This is a genomic window from Paenibacillus lactis, from assembly GCF_017873605.1.
GTDB lineage: Bacteria > Bacillota > Bacilli > Paenibacillales > Paenibacillaceae > Paenibacillus_AQ > Paenibacillus_AQ lactis.
Map to the genome: position 1 here is coordinate 131,125 of NZ_JAGGKI010000003.1, position 19,300 is coordinate 150,424.

17 protein-coding genes and 1 pseudogene are annotated in these 19,300 nt (G+C 52.7%); 13 read left to right on the plus strand and 5 right to left on the minus strand.

Going from position 1 to position 19,300, the window contains the following annotated elements:
- Nucleotides 1-57 precede the first annotated feature (57 nt).
- Both mtnK and mtnA read left to right on the plus strand, forming a co-directional pair.
- Nucleotides 58-1,281, plus strand: a complete 1,224-nt coding sequence (gene mtnK, locus J2Z18_RS06235) for an S-methyl-5-thioribose kinase (RefSeq protein ID WP_028403846.1) — start codon at nucleotides 58-60, stop codon at nucleotides 1,279-1,281.
- Nucleotides 1,278-2,357: an S-methyl-5-thioribose-1-phosphate isomerase gene (gene mtnA, locus J2Z18_RS06240; protein WP_028403845.1), complete on the plus strand. Its 1,080-nt coding sequence runs from the start codon at nucleotides 1,278-1,280 to the stop codon at nucleotides 2,355-2,357. Before mtnK ends, mtnA begins: the two co-directional genes overlap by 4 nt.
- 134 nt (nucleotides 2,358-2,491) lie before the next feature.
- On the opposite strand, the gene J2Z18_RS06245 is transcribed toward mtnA, so the two are convergent.
- Nucleotides 2,492-2,794, minus strand: coding sequence for a YunC family protein (locus tag J2Z18_RS06245; protein ID WP_028403844.1), 303 nt, complete (start codon nucleotides 2,792-2,794; stop codon nucleotides 2,492-2,494).
- A gap of 235 nt (nucleotides 2,795-3,029) precedes the next feature.
- Here J2Z18_RS06245 and J2Z18_RS06250 point away from each other — a divergent pair, with 235 nt between their 5' ends.
- Nucleotides 3,030-3,581 carry a hypothetical protein gene (locus tag J2Z18_RS06250; protein WP_245255877.1) on the plus strand — a complete coding sequence of 184 codons (552 nt, stop codon included), beginning with the start codon at nucleotides 3,030-3,032 and terminating at the stop codon, nucleotides 3,579-3,581.
- Between the two features lie 96 nt (nucleotides 3,582-3,677).
- Here the strand turns inward: J2Z18_RS06250 and J2Z18_RS06255 are convergent, their stop codons facing one another.
- Nucleotides 3,678-4,058: a DUF423 domain-containing protein gene (locus J2Z18_RS06255; protein WP_028403842.1), complete on the minus strand. Its 381-nt coding sequence runs from the start codon at nucleotides 4,056-4,058 to the stop codon at nucleotides 3,678-3,680.
- A 211-nt stretch (nucleotides 4,059-4,269) separates the two neighbouring features.
- On the opposite strand from J2Z18_RS06255, the gene J2Z18_RS06260 reads away from it, so the two are divergent.
- The 6 genes from J2Z18_RS06260 (at nucleotide 4,270) to J2Z18_RS06285 (ending at nucleotide 11,586) form a co-directional block, all read left to right on the plus strand.
- Entirely contained in the window at nucleotides 4,270-4,689 is a 420-nt protein-coding gene (locus tag J2Z18_RS06260; protein ID WP_210094385.1) for a hypothetical protein, read from the plus strand.
- A 175-nt stretch (nucleotides 4,690-4,864) separates the two neighbouring features.
- Nucleotides 4,865-6,025 carry a sporulation protein YhbH gene (gene yhbH / locus J2Z18_RS06265; protein WP_028403840.1) on the plus strand — a complete coding sequence of 387 codons (1,161 nt, stop codon included), beginning with the start codon at nucleotides 4,865-4,867 and terminating at the stop codon, nucleotides 6,023-6,025.
- Nucleotides 6,026-6,506: 481 nt separating this feature from the next.
- The gene (locus J2Z18_RS06270; RefSeq protein WP_210094386.1) at nucleotides 6,507-8,738 is read left to right on the plus strand and encodes an acyltransferase family protein; all 2,232 of its coding nucleotides are present in this window, start codon (nucleotides 6,507-6,509) and stop codon (nucleotides 8,736-8,738) included.
- A gap of 200 nt (nucleotides 8,739-8,938) precedes the next feature.
- The gene (locus J2Z18_RS06275; RefSeq protein ID WP_210094387.1) at nucleotides 8,939-9,775 is read left to right on the plus strand and encodes a sulfurtransferase; all 837 of its coding nucleotides are present in this window, start codon (nucleotides 8,939-8,941) and stop codon (nucleotides 9,773-9,775) included.
- A gap of 177 nt (nucleotides 9,776-9,952) precedes the next feature.
- Nucleotides 9,953-11,008 (plus strand): serine hydrolase domain-containing protein, encoded by a 1,056-nt coding sequence (locus J2Z18_RS06280; protein ID WP_210094388.1) that lies wholly within the window; start codon nucleotides 9,953-9,955, stop codon nucleotides 11,006-11,008.
- Between the two features lie 239 nt (nucleotides 11,009-11,247).
- A complete protein-coding gene (locus tag J2Z18_RS06285; protein WP_007127349.1) occupies nucleotides 11,248-11,586 on the plus strand; it encodes a VOC family protein in 339 nt (112 codons plus the stop codon).
- 111 nt (nucleotides 11,587-11,697) lie between these two features.
- On the opposite strand, the pseudogene J2Z18_RS06290 reads toward J2Z18_RS06285, so the two are convergent.
- A pseudogene (locus tag J2Z18_RS06290) lies at nucleotides 11,698-12,453 on the minus strand (SDR family oxidoreductase); the annotation flags it as partial.
- Between the two features lie 246 nt (nucleotides 12,454-12,699).
- Between J2Z18_RS06290 and J2Z18_RS06295 the strand changes: the two are divergent.
- Entirely contained in the window at nucleotides 12,700-13,536 is an 837-nt protein-coding gene (locus J2Z18_RS06295; protein ID WP_028403835.1) for a YitT family protein, read from the plus strand.
- A 436-nt stretch (nucleotides 13,537-13,972) separates the two neighbouring features.
- The gene (gdhA, locus tag J2Z18_RS06300; RefSeq protein WP_007127346.1) at nucleotides 13,973-15,352 is read left to right on the plus strand and encodes an NADP-specific glutamate dehydrogenase; all 1,380 of its coding nucleotides are present in this window, start codon (nucleotides 13,973-13,975) and stop codon (nucleotides 15,350-15,352) included.
- 147 nt (nucleotides 15,353-15,499) lie between these two features.
- On the opposite strand, the gene J2Z18_RS06305 is transcribed toward gdhA, so the two are convergent.
- The gene (locus J2Z18_RS06305) at nucleotides 15,500-16,483 is read right to left on the minus strand and encodes a diaminopimelate dehydrogenase (protein WP_007127345.1); all 984 of its coding nucleotides are present in this window, start codon (nucleotides 16,481-16,483) and stop codon (nucleotides 15,500-15,502) included.
- A 371-nt stretch (nucleotides 16,484-16,854) separates the two neighbouring features.
- Here J2Z18_RS06305 and J2Z18_RS06310 point away from each other — a divergent pair, with 371 nt between their 5' ends.
- On the plus strand, nucleotides 16,855-17,586 hold the full coding sequence (locus J2Z18_RS06310) for an MORN repeat-containing protein (protein ID WP_210094389.1): 732 nt from the start codon (nucleotides 16,855-16,857) through the stop codon (nucleotides 17,584-17,586).
- Between the two features lie 109 nt (nucleotides 17,587-17,695).
- On the plus strand, nucleotides 17,696-18,550 hold the full coding sequence (locus J2Z18_RS06315; protein WP_210094390.1) for an AraC family transcriptional regulator: 855 nt from the start codon (nucleotides 17,696-17,698) through the stop codon (nucleotides 18,548-18,550).
- A gap of 176 nt (nucleotides 18,551-18,726) precedes the next feature.
- On the opposite strand, the gene J2Z18_RS06320 is transcribed toward J2Z18_RS06315, so the two are convergent.
- On the minus strand, nucleotides 18,727-19,218 hold the full coding sequence (locus J2Z18_RS06320; RefSeq protein ID WP_210094391.1) for a GyrI-like domain-containing protein: 492 nt from the start codon (nucleotides 19,216-19,218) through the stop codon (nucleotides 18,727-18,729).
- Nucleotides 19,219-19,300: the final 82 nt, after the last annotated feature.

Sequence of the window (19,300 nt, forward strand, 5' to 3'; positions counted from 1 at the left end):
ACCAAGCAAAAAAGTTGGCTTTAAGTTTTCTTCTATTATATTTGGGGGTGACCATCCATGTCTGCATATCATCCGCTGAGCGCAGAGGAAGCTATACAGTTAGCAAGAAGTATCCCGGGCCGGTTCCCGGAGCATGCCGAGCTGGAGTGCCGGGAAATCGGCGACGGCAATCTGAATCTGGTGTTTCACGTCACCGCCAAAAATACGGCTGATAGTATCATTATCAAGCAGGCCGTTCCTTATGCAAAGGTCGTCGGCGAATCGTGGCCGCTGTCTCTGGACCGTGCGCGAATCGAGCGTTTGGCCTTAGAAACCGAGCATAAGATCTGCCCGGAACTTGTACCTGAGGTCTACGGATATTCCGATGAGCTTGCCTATACCGTGATGGAGGATCTGAGCGAATATACGATTATGCGCAGAGGGCTCATCGAAGGCCAAGCCTATCCGAAATTCGCCGAGCATATCGGGGAGTTTTTGGCGAGAACGCTCTTCTACACGTCGGATCTCGGGATGAATCAGCAGGAGAAGAAGGTGCTTGCCGGCCAGTTCGTGAATCCCGATTTATGCAAAATCACCGAGGATCTGATCTTCGAGGATCCTTACCGGAAATCGGACAACAACAATTATTCCGAGGCGATCGAGGATGAGGCGGAGGTGCTTCGTTCCGATACGGAGCTTCACTTCGAAGTCACGCTGCTTCGCCATAAGTTTTTGACGCAGGCGCAGGCGCTGCTTCACGGGGATCTTCATACAGGAAGCATCTTCGTCAAGCCGGATTCGACCAAGGTCATCGACCCGGAATTCGCCTTCTTCGGGCCTATGGGATTCGATATCGGCGCGGTCATCGGCAATCTGCTGCTCAACTATGCGTCGCAGATCGGATGGTCCTCGGATGAGCAGACACGGGCTGCCCGTGAAGCAAGACTTATTGAGATGGCGCGGGGCGTATGGACGCATTTCGAGAGCGGTTTCCGCCTGCTCTGGAATGAAGGTCTGCAAGACGAGATGTCCCGTACGGCAGGCTATCAGGATTATTACATTTCCCAGATTCTAAAGGATACCGCCGGATTTGCCGGCTGCAAAATGATACGGCGCATCGTAGGCCTGTCTCACGTGGCCGATATCGACACGATCCCGGGCGACAAGGGCAGGGAAGCGGCTCAGCGTAAAGCATTGGCAATCGGCAAGAGCCTGGTGCGGCACCACCGCTCCATTCAATCCATTGATGATATCGTAACATTGGTCGAACAAGCATCCCAAGGAAATGAGGTATCGATATGAGCGGTATGACCACCGATAATTCCACCACCCATGAACCGCTAAGCTCCGTATATTGGGGCGGAGACCACCTGGTATTGCTAGACCAGCGGCTTCTGCCCGAAGAAATCGTCTATCTGAAGCTCTATACCCCCGAGGAAGTCTGGGAAGGCATTCATTCCATGAAGGTTCGGGGCGCGCCGGCGATCGGCATCGCGGCCGCCTTCGGAACTGTGCTTGGAGGACTCCGTTATGAAGGCAGCGATGCCGGCGGATGGCTCGAGCAGGTTGTCAAGACGAGCGAATACCTGGCCACCTCCAGACCGACAGCCGTCAACCTATTCTGGGCGCTGGACCGGATGAAGCTTGCCGCGGCCAAGCTCGCTGCGGACGGCCTCGATATCAGCGGGCTGAATGCGGCATTCCTGGCAGAAGCAGAAGCCATTCGCGCGGAGGACGAGGATGTTTGCCGCCGAATCGGCGAGAACGCGCTGCCGTTCTTCAAAGACGGTATGGGCATCCTTACGCACTGCAACGCAGGCGGCTTGGCAACGGCCAAATACGGTACCGCGCTGGCGCCGATGTACCTTGCCCATGAGCAGGGCATGAAGATCAAGGTGTTCGCGGACGAGACCCGTCCCGTGCTGCAAGGCGCGCGGCTGACCGCCTTCGAGCTGCAGCAGGCCGGCATCGACGTAACCCTCTTGGCGGACAACATGGCTGCCATGGTCATGTCCAAGGGTTGGGTGCAGGCGGTTATCGTCGGAACGGACCGCGTCGCCGCGAACGGCGATGTCGCCAACAAGATCGGCACTTATGGCGTAGCCGTTCTGGCGAAGGCGCACGGCATTCCGTTCTATGTAGCCTGCCCGTTATCTACGATTGATCTGGAGACGCCTACCGGCGCCGATATTCCGATCGAGGAGCGACCGGCGGAGGAAATCACCGAGGGCTTCGGCAAGCGCACGGCTCCGCAAGGCGTAAAGGTGTATAACCCGGCCTTCGACGTAACGCCGCACGAATACGTCACCGCGATCATTACCGAGAAGGGCGTTGTACAGGCGCCATATCACGAAAATTTGAAGAAGCTGTTCGAATAGCTGCAGCTTAATCACTAACAAAACGGACACCACGATGATCGGTGTCCGTTTTTTATGTTACGATCCTGACACTCTCGATGCCCTGGGAAAGGAGAGCTTTCATTTACGAAATCGCCTTGCTGCATAAAACACCATTACAACATCCGAAGAATTGCATCTTTGCCTTGCAGTCCCGGATGGATGCCCCATTTCTCCGCCTCCAGCGTCACCGATTCCAGAGGTGCCTCCAGAAGCTGTTCCAATGTTCGCACGCCTACGGCTCTCCCTGCAATGATCTTCCGGTCCGCAAGCTTATCGTTCAGCAGACCGACATCCAGCGCGCCGCACATAATATAACCGCGGGAAGTATAGACGGCCAGCAGCGTCGTCTTTGGCAGCTTAACCTCGACCCCCATGACGGTGTGTCCTTCAATGTCAATCGGCAGCAGCGTAACCAATCGGCTTAACCCCCTCTCACATCAGGTCTAGAATTATGTTTATTCTTTTATTGCCGACATGGTGCGAAAGGCCCTTTCGCTGCCTGAGACGTTCCTCTCAGCGGCATTTGTGCAAATGTCTATTAAAGCGAAGATAATCATGTACGAGCGTGTGACATTAGGACTATGAAAATCTCAAAATTATGGTATATTTGATTCAGTAGAAACATATGAAAGCTGGTGAATGATAAAAGCTATGAACACAAACCCTGACATCGAGGACCACGGCTTTTTATTTAACGTTGATATTTTGGTTAAAAGCCCCTCCAACGCACTGGCTTTACAATATTTGCTTGAAATGCTGAACGGCAAATCCGAAGTCGTCGATTTCCGGATCAAATCCGGCATGGAGCTTGGTGAAATCATCAATACATTGGTCCAAGCCAAGAAAACTTCCGTCATCACGAAAGCCTCACAGAAGATGACTCCCGCTTCTCTCCCTGTCGAGAAGACCAAACCGTCCCAAGCGGCATCCCCGCCTGCAGCGCAGAACGGATCGGCCAGCAAACCTCCCGTCACGGCTTCGGCTCCCGAAACCGGAACAGATCCTTTCGAGTGGATTAAAATGTACAGCAAGGATAATCGCCTTGTTCGCCTGACGACCAATCGCCACGGCAAACAAACCAGCCTCCCGTGCCGTATTCTGAATTATGATGAGAGCAATTTCCTGGTCAACGTCTATCATGTCGACGAGAAGCAGGTATATACGTTCAAGCTCAATGAAATTGACGAGTTCAGCGTCAGCTGAACGTCTGTAATAGGGTTGCAGAAAGATAAAGAAACGGCCCCGCCCTCTCCCTTTCCTTGGGATGGACGAAGCCGTTTCTTCTTGTCTGCCATGCTCTTATGCCTTGCTTCGGGACAACGCTGCCGACAGCAGCATAATCCATCCGACGATGAACGATACGCCGCCGATCGGCGTAATGGCTCCAAGCCACTTAGCACCCGAGATGCTGAGCACGTACAAGCTGCCTGAAAAAATGATCACGCCTGCAATAAACAGCGTTCCCGCCCAGTACAGCTTGCGCGACTCTCCAAGCGCACCTGCCAGAATGCCCGCGATCAGGACAGCAATCCCGTGAATCATATGATAATGAACACCCGTTTCATATACGGCAAGCTCATCTGCCGAAATCTTTCCTTCCAGCATATGCGCTCCGAAAGCTCCGATCGCCACGGACAGCGCCATCAAGACCGAGCCCCAAGCTATAAATGTCCGACGCATTGGTTTCAATCCTTTCTTCTCATACGGGCGTTATCCGCCCCGCTATGCCTTAAGTTTACCGGATGATACGAAGCTTTTCCACCGGTTGGCGGCAGGATTGGACTTGATTTAAGGTACATTTTGTGAAAAATTAATAAGGATGCCTAATCAAGCTTCCCTGTGGACGGCATGTATATCGAAAGTCATTCCAAGTAAGGAGCGATTTGTATTCATGGATCAACGTTCTAGCTCGTCGCCTTCCGGAGACAAGCCTGCTTCAAGCCATTCGACAACGACCTTCATCCCTCCCGAGGATCGGAAGCACTCCCGCTTCGGCATTGCTTCGTTCATCCTGTCGATCGTAACGCTGCTCGGTTATATTTTTCTAGGCGCGCTCGGCACGACAATGGTCGAGCCGTATATCACCGAGGCTGGCGTGCTGCAGCCGACCCAGGAAACCGTGGAGGCGATGACTACGCTGGCCGCAGTATTCATCATCGTCATGATCATCAATCTGGCCGGACTCATTCTCGGGATCGTTGGGTGCTTCTCCAAAATCCGCAAGCGCACCGTTGCGGTCATCGCTACGATCGTAAACGGCGTCGTCGTACTAACGATAGGAGCATTATTCCTCTTCGTATTGAACGGATAATCGCATATGCCTAACCCATCGCGAAGACATCTTGTTCGCCGAATCGGCGGGAAGATGTCTTTTTCATGGCTTGCACCGATTCGCACTCACATATCGCTCTTTCTTCCGAATATAATGAAATACTACAGCCGAATGAAGGCAGCAGTGTCAACGCCAACTTGGGAGGTGACTGTCCATGCAAAGCAAAGATGCACACTCGTTCGTCGTATCCCGCGAAGACTGGTCGCTGCACCGCAAAGGCTACCAGGATCAGGTGCGCCACCAGCATAAAATCCGCGAAGTGATCAAGCGCAACCTGCCCGACCTCATCACCGAGGAAAATATTATTATGTCCGACGGCAAGCAGATCATTAAAGTTCCGATCCGCAGTCTTGACGAATATCGGTTCATCTATAATTACCAGAAACAGAAGCATGTCGGTCAAGGAGACGGAGACAGCAAGGTCGGTGACGTTCTCGGACGCGACCCTGCCTCTGCCCAGCCCGGTAAAGGGGAATCGGCCGGCGATCAGGCGGGCTATGATATTGTGGAAACCGAGGTCAGCTTGGAGGAATTGGAGAACATGCTGTTCGAGGAGCTCGAGCTCCCGCATCTTCAGCCCAAAGACAAGGAGCAGATCGAGACGCAATCCATCGTCTTTAACGATATCCGCAAGAAAGGCATCATGTCCAACATCGACAAGAAGCGGACCATTCTTGAAAATCTGCGGCGCAACGCCAGAGACGGCAAGCCCGGCATCCATGGCATCAGCCCCGACGATCTCCGCTACAAAACATGGGACGATACGGTTGTCCCTGAATCAAATGCCGTTATTATCGCCATGATGGATACGTCAGGCAGTATGGGCTCCTTCGAGAAGTACTGCGCGCGAAGCTTCTTCTTCTGGATGACCCGCTTTCTCCGCAGGCAGTACGAAAAGGTGGAAATCGTATTTATCGCCCACCATACCGAAGCGAAGGAAGTGACCGAGGAGGAGTTCTTCACCCGGGGCGAAAGCGGGGGCACGATCTGTTCATCGGCTTACCAGAAGGCACTCGACATCATCCATAACCGGTATCCTCCTGCCAACTACAACATCTACCCTTTTCATTTCTCGGACGGCGACAACCTCACCTCCGATAACGAACGATGCGTCAAGCTGATCGGCGAGCTGCTGAAGGTAAGCAATATGTTCGGATACGGCGAGGTCAACCAATACAACCGAAGCAGTACGCTAATGTCCGCTTACAAGAACATTAAGCTGGACCAGTTTATGTATCATGTCATTAAGGATAAGGGCGAGGTGTACGAGGCGCTGAAGACATTTTTCCGGAAGCGGGAAGGAGCTGCTGTGTAGCTGTTCGCCCCGCGAGAAAAATAACCTTTTGAAAATGGGATTCATCGCAAACGGAGGAGGTACTGCCTCCTCTTTCTTATGGGGATTGCTCTCGTCTCGCCTTGCCTCAATTCCTCTACCCATTGCCGCTAACAAGCCGAATGCGAGCCGGCACGCCGGCAAGCACAGCCGCACCGAAATCAAATGAATAATCTGTCTTCATATTGTTATCTCGCTGTAGCCTCAGGTTCATTATTTTGTCACCTTCTACTCCTCCGAAGATGATAGTATTAGCTATGACATCTTGTTGCAGGATTTTGCAGAATTCGATCCATTATTACATAAGCTGCAGCTTCTGCTAAATGAAAGGGAAGGTTTACCATGTTCCAAATGACACATCCATATCTAGACATCCAGACGTTTGTGAATATGTCCTACATATTATCACGGCAGCTGTTGCAGGGCGGAGCAGGCCCATGCCGCTCGAAAGGGGGAGTGGGCCGTGCCCGGATCCGGTAAGTCGCACTCGCGTTATATGCCCGGTCTTGACGGGCTCCGCGCCCTGGCGCTCATCGGCGTCATGGCGTATCACTGGGGCTTTGGCTTTGCAAGCGGCGGATTCCTCGGAGTCAGCTTGTTTTTCGTGCTGTCCGGATATCTAATCACGGACATCCTTACATCGCAGTGGCATCATCACCGCCGAATCGACTTGAAGGACTTCTGGGTCCGAAGGTTTCGGCGTCTGCTGCCGGCCATCATGATCATGCTCCTCCTCATCGTTGCATGGGTAACCCTGTTTGATCGCGAGCGTCTGCCAAACCTTAGGGGCGACGTGCTCGGGGCGATCACGTACATAAGCAATTGGCAGTTTATATTCGAGCAGCAATCCTATTTCGAATCCTTCGGTCCCCCTTCGCCTCTTGGGCATTTCTGGTCGCTGGCTGTAGAGGAGCAGTTCTATCTGTTGTGGCCGCTGATCATGCTGGCCGGCCTTAAGCTGTTCCCGCGAAGAGGCCAGCTGTTCGCGTTCATCGCGGCGGGAGCCCTTCTGTCGGCCGCGGTCATGGGTGTGCTGTATCAGCCTGGAACGGATCCAAGCCGTGTCTATTACGGGACCGATACAAGAGCCTTCGGCCTGCTCATCGGAGCCGGACTCGCCATCGTTTGGCCCAGCTGGAAGCTCCCCGTTTCCGCGTCGCCTGCCGTCAGACGTACGCTGAACCTGATCGGCATGCTGGCCCTGCTCGTTGTGCTCCTCATGATGTGGAAGGTAGACCGTTACGATCCGTTCCTGTACCGGGGCGGGATGTTTCTCTTCTCGATTGCAGCGGCCGTGCTCGTAGCCGTATTGGCCCACCCGGCAACCGGACTGTCCCGCTTGTTCAGCGGGAAGCCGCTGCTGTGGCTCGGGGTTCGGTCTTATGGAATTTATCTGTGGCACTATCCTGTGTTGATATTGTTTTCCCCATCTTCCGGCGTCAGCGGGCTCAGCATGCCCCAGATCGTCTTGCAGGTGGCGGCGAGCATCGTACTGGCTGCCCTGTCCTGGAAATATGTCGAGCAGCCGATCCGCCGGGGCGGGTTCCGGAAGCTGAGGGAGCGCTTGAGCTCGCTCCGGAAACGCCCGGCCTCCATTTCCGTGAAAGGCTGGATCGTCTCGTTCAGCTCGCTTATCCTGATCGGGATATTCTGTACCGGCATGATGAGCAGCGTCTCGGACGCGAAGACGGCCGGTGATATCGCAGCGATGCTTCATATTCCGGGACCGGACCTGGATCAGAACGGAACCGATCCAACTCGCGCCGGAGCGCCGGAAGAAACGATTACGCAGCTGCCAGCGAAAGAAACAATCACCGAACCGGACAAAGCCGGGAAGGACCCTGCCGATCCTCCAGCTCCCTTGGAAGGTTCCGGCCAGACTGACGGGAAACCGACGCCGGAGCCAACGACGCCTGCCAAGTCGGCCGATCCCGGAGACGAAGCTCAGTCCCATACCAATTCCAGCTTGAAAGACCATAGGGGAGTTCAAGATCAAGGGGATGACATGCCTCCCTCTGCAGGGAAGGATGCGGCTGTGAAGGAAGGCTCTGAGACAGGCGGTAAGCAGTCGGATGCGCCGCCTTCGCCATCCGGGAATACCGCCAAGGATTCGTCCGGTTCGAAGCCGGCCGGCCAAGAAAAGCCGTCGGAAAGCGACTCCGGCAGCAGCGGCATCTCGAAGCAGCCGGCAAGTCCGAAACCGGGCACTCAGACTAAAGAGCCGATATCAGGCGCTGCCGTATCAGCGATCGGCGATTCCGTCATGCTAGGCGTCTCCCCTTATCTGGAGAAGGCGATCCCCGGCATCCATGTCGATGCGGTTATCGGCCGTCAAATGCGGCAGGCGAGGGATCTCCTGCCCGGGCTGCAGGCGAATAACCGAATCCAAGGCGGCACCGTCATCATTGGGCTTGGGACGAACGGCGCCTTTGCGCAGAAGGACCTGGACAGTCTGTTAAAGTCGCTCGAGCCCGCGCAGCGCATATTGCTCGTCAATACCCGGGTACCCCGGGAGTGGGAGCAGAACGTCAATGAGATGCTGGCAGCCGCTGCAGACCGGTATCCGAACGTGAAGCTCATCGATTGGTATTCGGCCAGCAAGGGCCATCCGGAATATTTCCGCTCGGACGGCGTTCATCTGGAGCCGGAAGGCGCAGCCGCTTATACTTCCATGCTGCTGGAAGCTCTTAAGTAACATAAGGTTTTATCTTACTTATCCTGCATATGCTATCATTCATTTACTAAGCGATTTGCCTATACGCCGGCCCTCTCTCCTATTCTATGAGACAGGCCGGCTTTTTACTTATATACGTGAGCGCGGCAAGCAATATGATATAATTCGATTACGAATTCATCATTTCGAATGAAAATGAAAAGGCGGTGCTAAAAATCTCTATGAACCATATCGTATCGATGAAATGGCTGCTGGCAAGGCTCTACGAGCCCGATCTCGTCATCGTGGATTGTCGTTTTACCCTGGGCCAGCCGGATCAAGGCCGTACCGCTTATGACGAGACGCATATTCCGCGGGCCGTTTATCTTGACCTGGAGAAGGACCTCTCCTCTCCTGCAGCCCAGCATGGTGGCCGTCATCCGCTTCCGGACATGGAGCAGCTCGCCTCGGCCTTTGGCAAAGCCGGAATCCATCAGGACGCGCGTGTCGTTATCTATGATGACCAAGGCGGCATGATGGCCAGCCGGCTGTGGTGGATGCTGAAATACACGGGACATGAGCAGGCTTACGTGATGGACGAAGGCTTTACGGCCTGGAAGGAGGCTTCCTATCCGGTCACGGACGAGACGCCTGTCGTCATTCCGGCGACGTATGAGCCGTCGCTTCAGCCGGCCATGCTCGCCTCAATGGAGGATGTGCGTGCCGCTTCCAAGGACGGCTCGCACATCCTTATCGATTCCCGCGATCCGCGCCGCTATGCCGGCATTGAGGAGCCGCTGGACGTGAAGGCCGGCCATATCCCGGGCGCGGTCAACTATTTCTGGAAAGGCGTCCAGGATGCATCCGGGCATTGGAAGGATGCGCAAGCGCTCCAGGAGCATTTTTCAGGGATTTCAAAGGATGCCCAGGTCATCGTTTATTGCGGGTCCGGCGTCTCTGCATGCCCGAATGTGCTCGCTTTGAAGGAGGCCGGATATACGAACGTGAAGCTGTACGCCGGAAGCTGGAGCGATTGGATCAGCTACGAGGGGAACCCGATCTCCACGGGAGAAGAATAATAAAGGTCCGCGCCCGGACACGTTGAAGGGGCTGTGGCTGCTTGCCGTGAGGCAGGCTGCTGCAGCCCTGTCTGTGCTTTTCATTGCAGCTGCAAGAATGGATATAGTTGTTTTTTATCGGTACATATCCATTGTGGATTGGTAAAATAAGGTTGCCGATTTTAAGGGGGGAACGTAATGGGTCATCATTTTGATTCCTTATTCAATAAATATTACGAGGAGCATCATTTCGCAGGAGCGGTTCTTATCAAAGACGGCAGCGATACGATTTTTGAACGGGCATACGGCCTGGCTCATCGCGGCTTCCAAGTCCCGAATACGATCCATACAAGGTTTGATACCGCATCGGTCACGAAGCTGTTTACAGCAGTGGCGATTTTGCAGCTTGTTGATCGGGGAATGATTCGGCTTGACGACCGTATAACGGACATTATTGACCTGACCGGCACCAAAATTCCTGATGATGTGACAATTGCCCATCTACTCACGCATACTTCGGGCATCGCAGACGACGCAGACGAAGAATTGGGAGAGAGCTACGAGGCGTTGTTTATCAGCAAGCCCAACTATTCAATAAGAAACTGCATTGATTTTATTCCGCAGTTTGCCTATAAGGAGCCGAAGTTCAAGGCGGGAACGGATGTCAGCTATAATAACTGTGCTTTTGTGCTGCTTGGACTTGCCATCGAAGAAGCAACCGGTCAAAACTACCGTGATTATGTGGCACAGAACATATTTCGAGCTTGTGGAATGAAGCACACGTCCTTTATCGCTAAGGATGAGGGCGATATGGCGGTGGCTGAAGGATATGCCGCTGCCTTCAACGAGGACAATGAAATGATATGGAAAAAGAATATTTACTCCTTCCCTCCAATCGGTACTGCTGACGGAGGAGCCTATACCACAGTCGGCGATCTTGATGTATTCATGCGTTCCTTGGCGGACGGGAAGCTTCTGTCCGTTGAGATGACCAGGGAAATCATGAAGCCGCAAACCGACATCGAAAGAGCGTATGAATGGGGAAAGGTCATAAACGGGTACGGATTTCATTTCACCTATGATCTTAAGGGAAATCTCGTTCGTATGTACAAAGAGGGTTCTAATGCCGGAGTAGCCGTCATGTTTGCGTACTATCCAAAAATTGAAACGACGAGCATCATTCTGGCCAATCAAACCTGTGATGTATGGGAGCTGCATGCGATGGCGGAACAGCTGATATTGGCAGCAAAATAATACACTTATGTTAAGCAGTAACCCTTAAGATAGATATCCAAAACTCTCTTTCGACAAACGATGGGAATTTTAAGGGTGTTTAACTATTTCAGCATTTCCGTTTGACATTGCACCATAACCTTAAACTCAAGTGACGGATTTCCTGCGCAACACCCATGCTTCTCACCCGTAAGCTTCGCATTTGCATGAATGTGATAAGCTGGTTTTAGATTTCCAATTTCTGAAAGGAAGTGTTGCAGATGAAATTGAATCACGTTAATCTGACCGTCACGGATGTATCCGCTGCGAAAAATTTCTTGCAAACCTACTTCGGGTTGAAGATCGGTGGAGAGCGCGGGGAAGCCTTTGCCGCGCTGTTTGACGATGACGGGCTTGTGCTGACGCTGATGAAGGGAACCGAAGCGCATTATCCGAAAACCTTCCATATTGGCTTTATTCAGGAGAATGAGGAGAAGGTGAACGAGATGTATCGGCGTTTAACGGAGGACGGCTTCGAGGCGTCGTCTCCGAAGCGGGCCCACGGTTGGACCTTCTATGTGAAAGCTCCCGGGGGCTTCACCGTGGAGGTATTGGCGTAGGTTTGCCAGCTTCCCAAGTTAAAGTAAGGAAAAAATCTAAACACCCCGTGCGCACAGCCTGTGCGTACGGGGTGTAATCTTGTGCACATTGCATTCCGTTACAGATGGATGCGATCCGCCGCTTGCATCGATGCACTGTCCGGTGATCCAGCGGCTTTCCGAGGATGCCAGGAAAGCGGCCACATCGGCGATATCCGCCGGCTCCCCCCACCTGCCAAAGATGGAGTATTCCGCGCCGAATTGACGGGAGGCCGGATCCTACAGCATCGCGGCATTCATCTCGGTTGCGATGAACCCCGGCTGGATGGCGTTGATCGTAATCCCCCGCGCGCCAAGCTGATTAGCCAGCGACAGCGTAAGCGTGTTAATCGCTCCCTTGGTCATGCTGTAGGCCGGAACGGCCGGCAGCGATATTCTAGTCGTTGCCGACGACAGATTAATGATGCGCCCTCCGTCCCTCAGCCGCGGCAGCGCCTGCTGTATCAGGAAAAACGGCATTTTTACGTTGACCCGCATCACCTCGTCGAAATCCTTCTCGGATGTCTCATCAATGGTCACGGCCAGGCCGATCCCGGCGTTGTTGACCAAAATGTCGAGCCCCGTCTCTCCTGTCCGCTGCCGTAATTCTTCATCCAGGGCAGCGTAGAGCGATTCGACGCTCTGGACCGTATCCAGCACAGCCCCGATCGCGAATGCCCTTCCCCCGCTTCGCTCGATTTCGCGCACAACCTCCTCGGCAGCTTCCCGGTTCTTGCCGTAATGAACGGCTGTTAAGGCCCCTTCTTGAGCCAAGCGTTTCGCTATCGCCCCTCCGATCCCCCGGCTGGCTCCCGTGACGAGTGCTGCTTTTCCATTTAACTTACTCATGTATATCATCCCTTTCCTCTGATTTCACTTTCAGTTGTACCATAGGGGCCGTTTTGAAATGTTGCGCTCCTATTCTGTCCGTTCAGAGAGGACACGGATCGAAAATGATTTACAAGTCATGTCATGTTCCTATATAATAAAAAGTATCAAAAGAGCTGCGCAACTTACGTTTGCATAAGGCGATTAAAGGATGATTTTTCCTTTAATCGCTTTTTTTGTGAGTTTAGATTCAGTGGAGGTATTCGTATGAAAAAAAGACTTTTCGACATGCTTATGCTGCTGGTAGGGGCTTTCCTGTTCGCTCTTGCCGTCAACCTGTTTATTATTCCGAACGATTTCGGGGAAGGCGGCGTAACGGGGATTTCGATTATTTTATATTACCTGCTTAAATGGTCCCCCGCGCTCGTCAGCATCGTCATTAACGGCATTTTGCTGATTATCGGCTATAAGCTGCTTGATAAGAAAACGACCGTCTACACCATCATTGCTGTCGGCTTCAATTCCCTGTTCCTGCATCTGACCGAGCATTGGGAAATTTCGTCGAGCGAGCCGGTCATTAATGCGATATTCGCCGGGCTCCTTGCCGGGGTCGGCATCGGGCTCATCATCAGGGTAGGCGGAACGACGGCGGGTACGGCCATACTCGCACGGCTCGCCAACAAATATTGGGACTGGAATATCAGCTACGCCCTTCTGTTCTTCGACCTGATTGTAGCGGGACTCTCCATCTTCGTCATCGGAATTGAGAAGGTCATGTTCACGGTAGTTATTCTCTATATCGGTACCAAGGCTATGGAGTTCATTATCGAAGGCCTGAATCCGAAAAAAGCCGTCACGATCATCTCCACCCACCACGACCGCATTGCGGTACGGGTGACGGAGGTTATGGACCGGGGAGTAACGGTTTTGCGAGGATATGGCTATTATACCGGTCAGCCGAAGGATGTATTGTACATCGTGATCAGCAAGCAGGAGGTATCGATGCTGAAGAAGATCGTTCGCGCAGAGGACAAAAACGCATTTGTTACAATCCATGACGTTCGCGACGTATTCGGCGAAGGCTTCATAGATATATCCAAGTAGTTAAATTATTAATTTTACACTAAAATCAAACAAAGATCGAGAAAAATCTTGCGAGGGGGTTTTTTTCGATCTTTTTTTTCATATCCGTTTTGAAGTTGAAAACATGCGGACGGGAGCGGAGAAAACAGCCGTGCAGATGCTTGAAACATCTGATGTTTCAAGTTCGTCCAAAGCAGGAAAACCCCTGATTTTTCGGCACTTTCGCGGCCTTAAACTCACATAAAATGTTACCTGCATAGAAATATTTAATAGGTCCATAAAAAACATTTTATTGGAAAATGACGCCGAAATTCTATAAAATTCTCATCAACCTAACATACAGTTGTGACAATGATTTATCGATTTAGTGCAAATTATTTGGACAATGGTCCTACCCTGTTGCTGCCGGACGTTCACGACAACCTACTTTAACGATTTGAAGGAGTGCATCATAAAAGTGACTACGAATATTTCTGTTTCTTCACCTCTTGCTGCTGCCCAAGCGTATGTTGAGTCCATTTATTCCCAAGTCGTATCCCGAGACCCGCATGAGACCGAGTTCCATCAAGCCGTTCGGGAATTCGTAGATTCCATCGTGCCGGTCCTGGCTGAACACCCGAAGTATCAAGAGCATGGAATCCTCGAGCGTCTTGTCGAGCCGGAGCGAATGATTACCTTCCGTGTCCCATGGACGGACGATCAGGGTAAAATCCAAGTGAACCGCGGCTTCCGCGTTCAATTCAACAGCGTCCTCGGTCCATACAAAGGCGGAATCCGGTTCCATCCTTCGGTCTATGCCGGCATCGTGAAATTCCTCGGCTTTGAGCAAATCTTCAAAAACTCCCTGACCGGCCTGCCGATCGGTGGAGGCAAGGGTGGTTCCGACTTTGATCCGAAAGGCAAATCGGACCAGGAAGTCATGCGCTTCACCCAAAGCTTTATGACAGAGCTGTACCGCCATATCGGACCTGATGCCGACGTGCCTGCAGGCGATATCGGGGTAGGCGCTCGCGAGATCGGCTACATGTTCGGTCAATACAAGCGCATTCGCGGTGGACATGAATCCGGCGTTCTGACCGGGAAGGGCGTCATCTACGGAGGCAGCTTGGTCCGGACCGAGGCGACAGGTTACGGCTGCGTTTATTTCACGCAAGAGATGCTTGCTTCCAAAGGGCTTGATTTCAAAGACAGCCGCGTGATCGTATCCGGCTCCGGTAACGTCTCTATCTATGCGATCGAGAAGGCCCAGCAGCTCGGCGCCCGCGTCGTAGCCTGCAGTGATTCGGACGGATATATTTATGATCCTGAGGGCATTCAGCTGGAAACCGTTAAGCTCCTCAAGGAGAGAGACCGCCTCCGGATCAGCGAATACGTTCGCATCCATCCGCATGCGGAGTATCACCCAGGATGCTTCGGCATTTGGACGGTTCCTTGTGACATCGCACTCCCATGCGCTACGCAAAACGAGCTGGATGCCGAATCTGCCAAGACGCTGATCAACAATGGCGTCAAGGCGGTTGCCGAAGGGGCTAACATGCCTTCAACGCTTGATGCAATCGAGCTGTTCCTCGAGGCAGGTGTCCTGTTTGGACCGGCGAAAGCCGCAAATGCCGGCGGCGTGGCCGTATCCGCGCTGGAAATGAGCCAGAACAGCATGCGCATGGCCTGGACCTTTGAGGAAGTCGATGCAAAGCTGCATCAAATCATGAAGAACATTTATAACAATGCCGTAGATGCGGCAGAGCAATACGGAGTACCCGGCAATTTGGTGGCCGGCGCGAACATTGCAGGCTTCCTGAAGGTGGCCGATTCCATGATCGCCCAAGGCATCGTCTAAAGAGGGTATACGCCAATAACAGGGCCGTCCCGCCAGCAGGAATTCTCTGCTGCGGGACGGCCTTTTCATGTTTTTCAAACCCTACATGTAAAAAAAGAAGCCCCCCCGCAAGATGAACGTTCTTACGGGAAGGCCTTCTCTTACGGCTTATAGAAGCTCGCGACGGAGCTCTTCGGCCGATTTAGGGGACAAGTATCCGAGCGGAATATCAAACACCGTTTTGGCGCCTTTCTGCCCTTCCCCGCTCAAGCGGAAGGCTGCTCTCGCATAAGCTACAAGCACGCTGGCGGTAAACTCCGGATTGCTGTCCAGCTTCAGACCGAATTCGATGATCTGTCTGCTGCCGTTGCCGGTAACGCCGCTGCGGATGACAAAGCCGCCATGCGGCATGCCCGAATGCTCGGCGTCCAGCTCTTCTTGCGTGATGAAGGTAACCGTCGTGTCGTAGTCCGCGAAATAGTTCGGCATCGAAACGATGGTCTGGCGGATTTGCTCCTGGTCGGCCCCTTCCTCTGCAACGACGTAGCAGGCTCTGATATGCTTCTCGCGGGTCGTCAGCTCAGGCGTCGAGCCGGAACGGATATCATCGATAACCTCTTGTACCGGAATGGTGTACTGTACGCCTGCCTTTACGCCTGGTACACGACGGATCGCATCAGAGTGACCTTGGCTCACGCCCTTGCCCCAGAATGTGTAATCATGGCCTTCCGGCAGAATCGACTCGGCAAGCAAGCGATTCATGGAGAACAGCCCCGGATCCCAGCCTGTCGAGATGACGCTGACATGGCCGCCAGCCTGTGCTGCCTCGTTTACCTGCTCGAAAAACTCAGGGATTTTGGCATGGGTGTCGAAGCTGTCTACCGTATTGAACAGACGAGCGATCTGTGGAGTCTGCTCAGGCAGATCCGTTGCGGATCCTCCGCACAGGATCATAACGTCAATTTTGCCGATATACTGTTCCGCTGCCGAGATATGCTCGAAGCGCACACCGGATACCTCCGGCATCTGCTGCGGGTCTCTGCGCGTAAAGATTGCGACCAGCTCCAGATCGGGGTTTTGTCCGATTGCCTTCTGGACGCCTTTGCCTAAGTTGCCATAACCTACGATTCCGACTTTGATATTCGAGTTCAAGCGTGATCCTCCCTTTGCCAATCCTATTATTCGTTGGCTTGATGTGTTAGTCTACTGCTTTAAAGTATAAAGACATTACATAGGAATGTTAAACTTTTTTTGCTCGCAGGCCCATGGTGTTTACCAATAATGTTCACGATTTATTCACAAAAAAACCGCCGTCCTGCTTAAACCAAAAAGAAACCTATGATTTTTAGTATAGCGCCTTTGGCATTACGCAATCAATTTTGGTGCCTGGCATCCTGAACTTAACGGCGCAATCCTCGTGTTAACGGCAGGCTCCTCCCTGCTTTCATTCCCTTAAAAAGGAATATCGCCGGCTTTACGCGAATGTAATAGAGGATCATCTAAGAAAAGGAGAATTTTTTAACATGAAAAAAATGACGGCAATCACCCTGACAACGGCGCTGGCGGCCTCACTCACCGTCGCTTCGCTCATTCCGGCTGCGGCTTCTGCCGATGCTTCAGCGGCGAAAGAGCGGATACAAATGTCCGAGCGCACCTCCTACTACGGCGAAGTTTCAAACGGGCAGCCTAACGGTCGTGGAACGATAAAATGGGGAACGGAGAAGCAATATTCCGGCGATTTTGTGAATGGCAAACGCTCCGGAAGCGGGAAGTACATCAATCAATACATCGAGGACGGCGAGCAGCATAAAGTCGTTTACACGGGAAGCTGGTCCGGTGATCAGATGAATGGAAAAGGCGTCCTTACGCATAAGGTGACCCAAGCAGACGGGACCGTAAGATGGCACCAGATTCAAAAGGGGATCTTTAAGGATGGGGTGTTTACAAACGGATATGATGTCATTCAAGCCGTTGCTGACCCTGACTTCAGCTTCACCTATACGAATGGCAAGGAAACGCTGGAGATCATGGGAACGAATAAGGGCCTGCATCAAGCCTGGAAGAAAGGCAACCTGTTCGACGTCAAGTACAAGAATGGTTCCGTCAACAAGAGCTACACGATCTTCCCGCTGGGCACGGAAGCGGAGCAGCGGAAGAACGACGCTGACCGCAAATATTTGCAGAGCATCTATAAGAAGATCGCTCCGCACTTGGGACAGTTTGAAGCATTGTCCAAGCAGGTCCCGTTGAAATAGGCGTTCAACGATATCGATCGCATCGAGGCTTGCCGATATGGTGCAGCATCTGCTAGGCAGCCGGAGACGACACTCCGTTATATTGGATCATGAAAGGAAGATGGGTCAGATGGATTGGGTCCGGCGCATGAATGATGCGATCGGTTATATGGAAGAGCATATCACCGAAGAGATCAATTTCGCGGAAGCCGCACGAATCGCCTGCTGCTCGGTGTATCATTTTCAGCGGATGTTCCCGTATATTGCGGAGGTTACGCTATCGGAATACATACGAAGGCGAAGACTTACGCTGGCGGCGTATGAGCTTCAGAACAGCGACATCAAGATCGTTGATCTCGCGCTGAAGTACGGCTACGACTCGCCGGAGGCATTTGCGCGAGCATTCCAGAACATGCACGGAACCACTCCCTCCGCAGCCCGGCTTGCCGGAACGAAGCTGAAGGACTATCCCCGCATCTTCTTTCAAGTTTCCATGAAAGGAGCGGCAGAAATGAATTACAGGATTGAAGAAATACCGGCGTTTTCGATTATCGGCTATTCCAAAGAGGTAAGCACTCAGAATGCGTATGATGTCGTCCCCCGATTGTGGCAGGAAGCGGCGGAGGAGGATGTCTTCCACAAGCTGTGGCCATTTAAAAGGCATGATCATCCGATCCGCGGATTCCTCGGCGTCTGTGCCGACGGCGATTACGGACGGCAGGATACGTTCTGCTATATTTTATCGGTTGTGTCCGAGCAAACGCCGCCGGAGCCTCTTATTCAGCGTTCGTTTCCCGATTCCGCATGGGCCGTATTTGAAATGGGGGGCGACCCTGGCCAAATCGCGGAGATGTGGAAACGCCTGTATTCCGAATGGATTCCGTCCCAAGCCTATGAGCTTGCCCCGCTGCCGGCCATCGAGTGCTATCTCCCGCCAGATGAGGACAAGAACGAGTTATGGGTCCCGATCATCCGTAAGCAGTAATCCTTAAGCTTGCAGCCCGCAGCACGGCACGCATAATTGCGGCCATCCGTTTGCCGAAGGAAGGCCGCAAGTGAGGAGCATATCACGAAAGGAGCAGCCCGCTTGCGGCTGCTCCTTTCGTTTTTGCTGCACCAAGATGCTCAGCACACCGGGATCAGGATGAACGGCAGAGGTGATTACGTCTCGACCGGAATCATGATGACAAATTCGGGATGATCGTCGTACGGGTCCTGGCTCATCGGATATTTCTCGAAATGGGTTAAATGGTCCGGACTATATTCCTTATATCCTTGTTCCTTAATCCAATTGTAAATATTCGTATACGATGCCTCGATGGCCTGCTCCTTGCTGTGCTGGCAAGCCGCATAGGTCAGGGTCGGAACCGACACGTTCACCATGCCGTCAGGAACCTTGCCCAACTTCTCCACTTCAACCGCCGCATAATGGATAAAGCCTTCTCCACCAGGAAACGCATGGTACGATAAACCGAGCATCGTGTCCTTATGTATGGCATGCGGAATTTCCTCAAGCCGTTCCTGCAGCTGCCGATGAACGGCGCGAATCCCTCCTGCGGCCGCATCCGCAAAGGTTCCTTCCCATTTCAGGCCGACCGCCTGAAATGCCTCCTTCGTCGTCAACGCAGCCTCATTTCGTTGCTGAGCGCTCATCCTATATCCTCCTTTCATTTTTACAAATTCATTATATACTGAAACTATGACAGAATTTGTCACAGTACGAAATAAAAAGGAG

Coding starts and splice junctions, on each gene's coding strand:
- J2Z18_RS06285 (WP_007127349.1), top strand. CDS start 11,248: ATGAAATTGAATCACGTTAATCTGACCGTCACGGATGTATCCGCTGCG.
- yhbH (WP_028403840.1), top strand. CDS start 4,865: ATGCAAAGCAAAGATGCACACTCGTTCGTCGTATCCCGCGAAGACTGG.
- J2Z18_RS06295 (WP_028403835.1), top strand. CDS start 12,700: ATGAAAAAAAGACTTTTCGACATGCTTATGCTGCTGGTAGGGGCTTTC.
- mtnK (WP_028403846.1), top strand. CDS start 58: ATGTCTGCATATCATCCGCTGAGCGCAGAGGAAGCTATACAGTTAGCA.
- J2Z18_RS06315 (WP_210094390.1), top strand. CDS start 17,696: ATGGATTGGGTCCGGCGCATGAATGATGCGATCGGTTATATGGAAGAG.
- J2Z18_RS06310 (WP_210094389.1), top strand. CDS start 16,855: ATGAAAAAAATGACGGCAATCACCCTGACAACGGCGCTGGCGGCCTCA.
- J2Z18_RS06260 (WP_210094385.1), top strand. CDS start 4,270: ATGGATCAACGTTCTAGCTCGTCGCCTTCCGGAGACAAGCCTGCTTCA.
- J2Z18_RS06320 (WP_210094391.1), bottom strand. CDS start 19,218: ATGAGCGCTCAGCAACGAAATGAGGCTGCGTTGACGACGAAGGAGGCA.
- J2Z18_RS06255 (WP_028403842.1), bottom strand. CDS start 4,058: ATGCGTCGGACATTTATAGCTTGGGGCTCGGTCTTGATGGCGCTGTCC.
- mtnA (WP_028403845.1), top strand. CDS start 1,278: ATGAGCGGTATGACCACCGATAATTCCACCACCCATGAACCGCTAAGC.
- J2Z18_RS06280 (WP_210094388.1), top strand. CDS start 9,953: ATGGGTCATCATTTTGATTCCTTATTCAATAAATATTACGAGGAGCAT.
- J2Z18_RS06250 (WP_245255877.1), top strand. CDS start 3,030: ATGAACACAAACCCTGACATCGAGGACCACGGCTTTTTATTTAACGTT.
- J2Z18_RS06275 (WP_210094387.1), top strand. CDS start 8,939: ATGAACCATATCGTATCGATGAAATGGCTGCTGGCAAGGCTCTACGAG.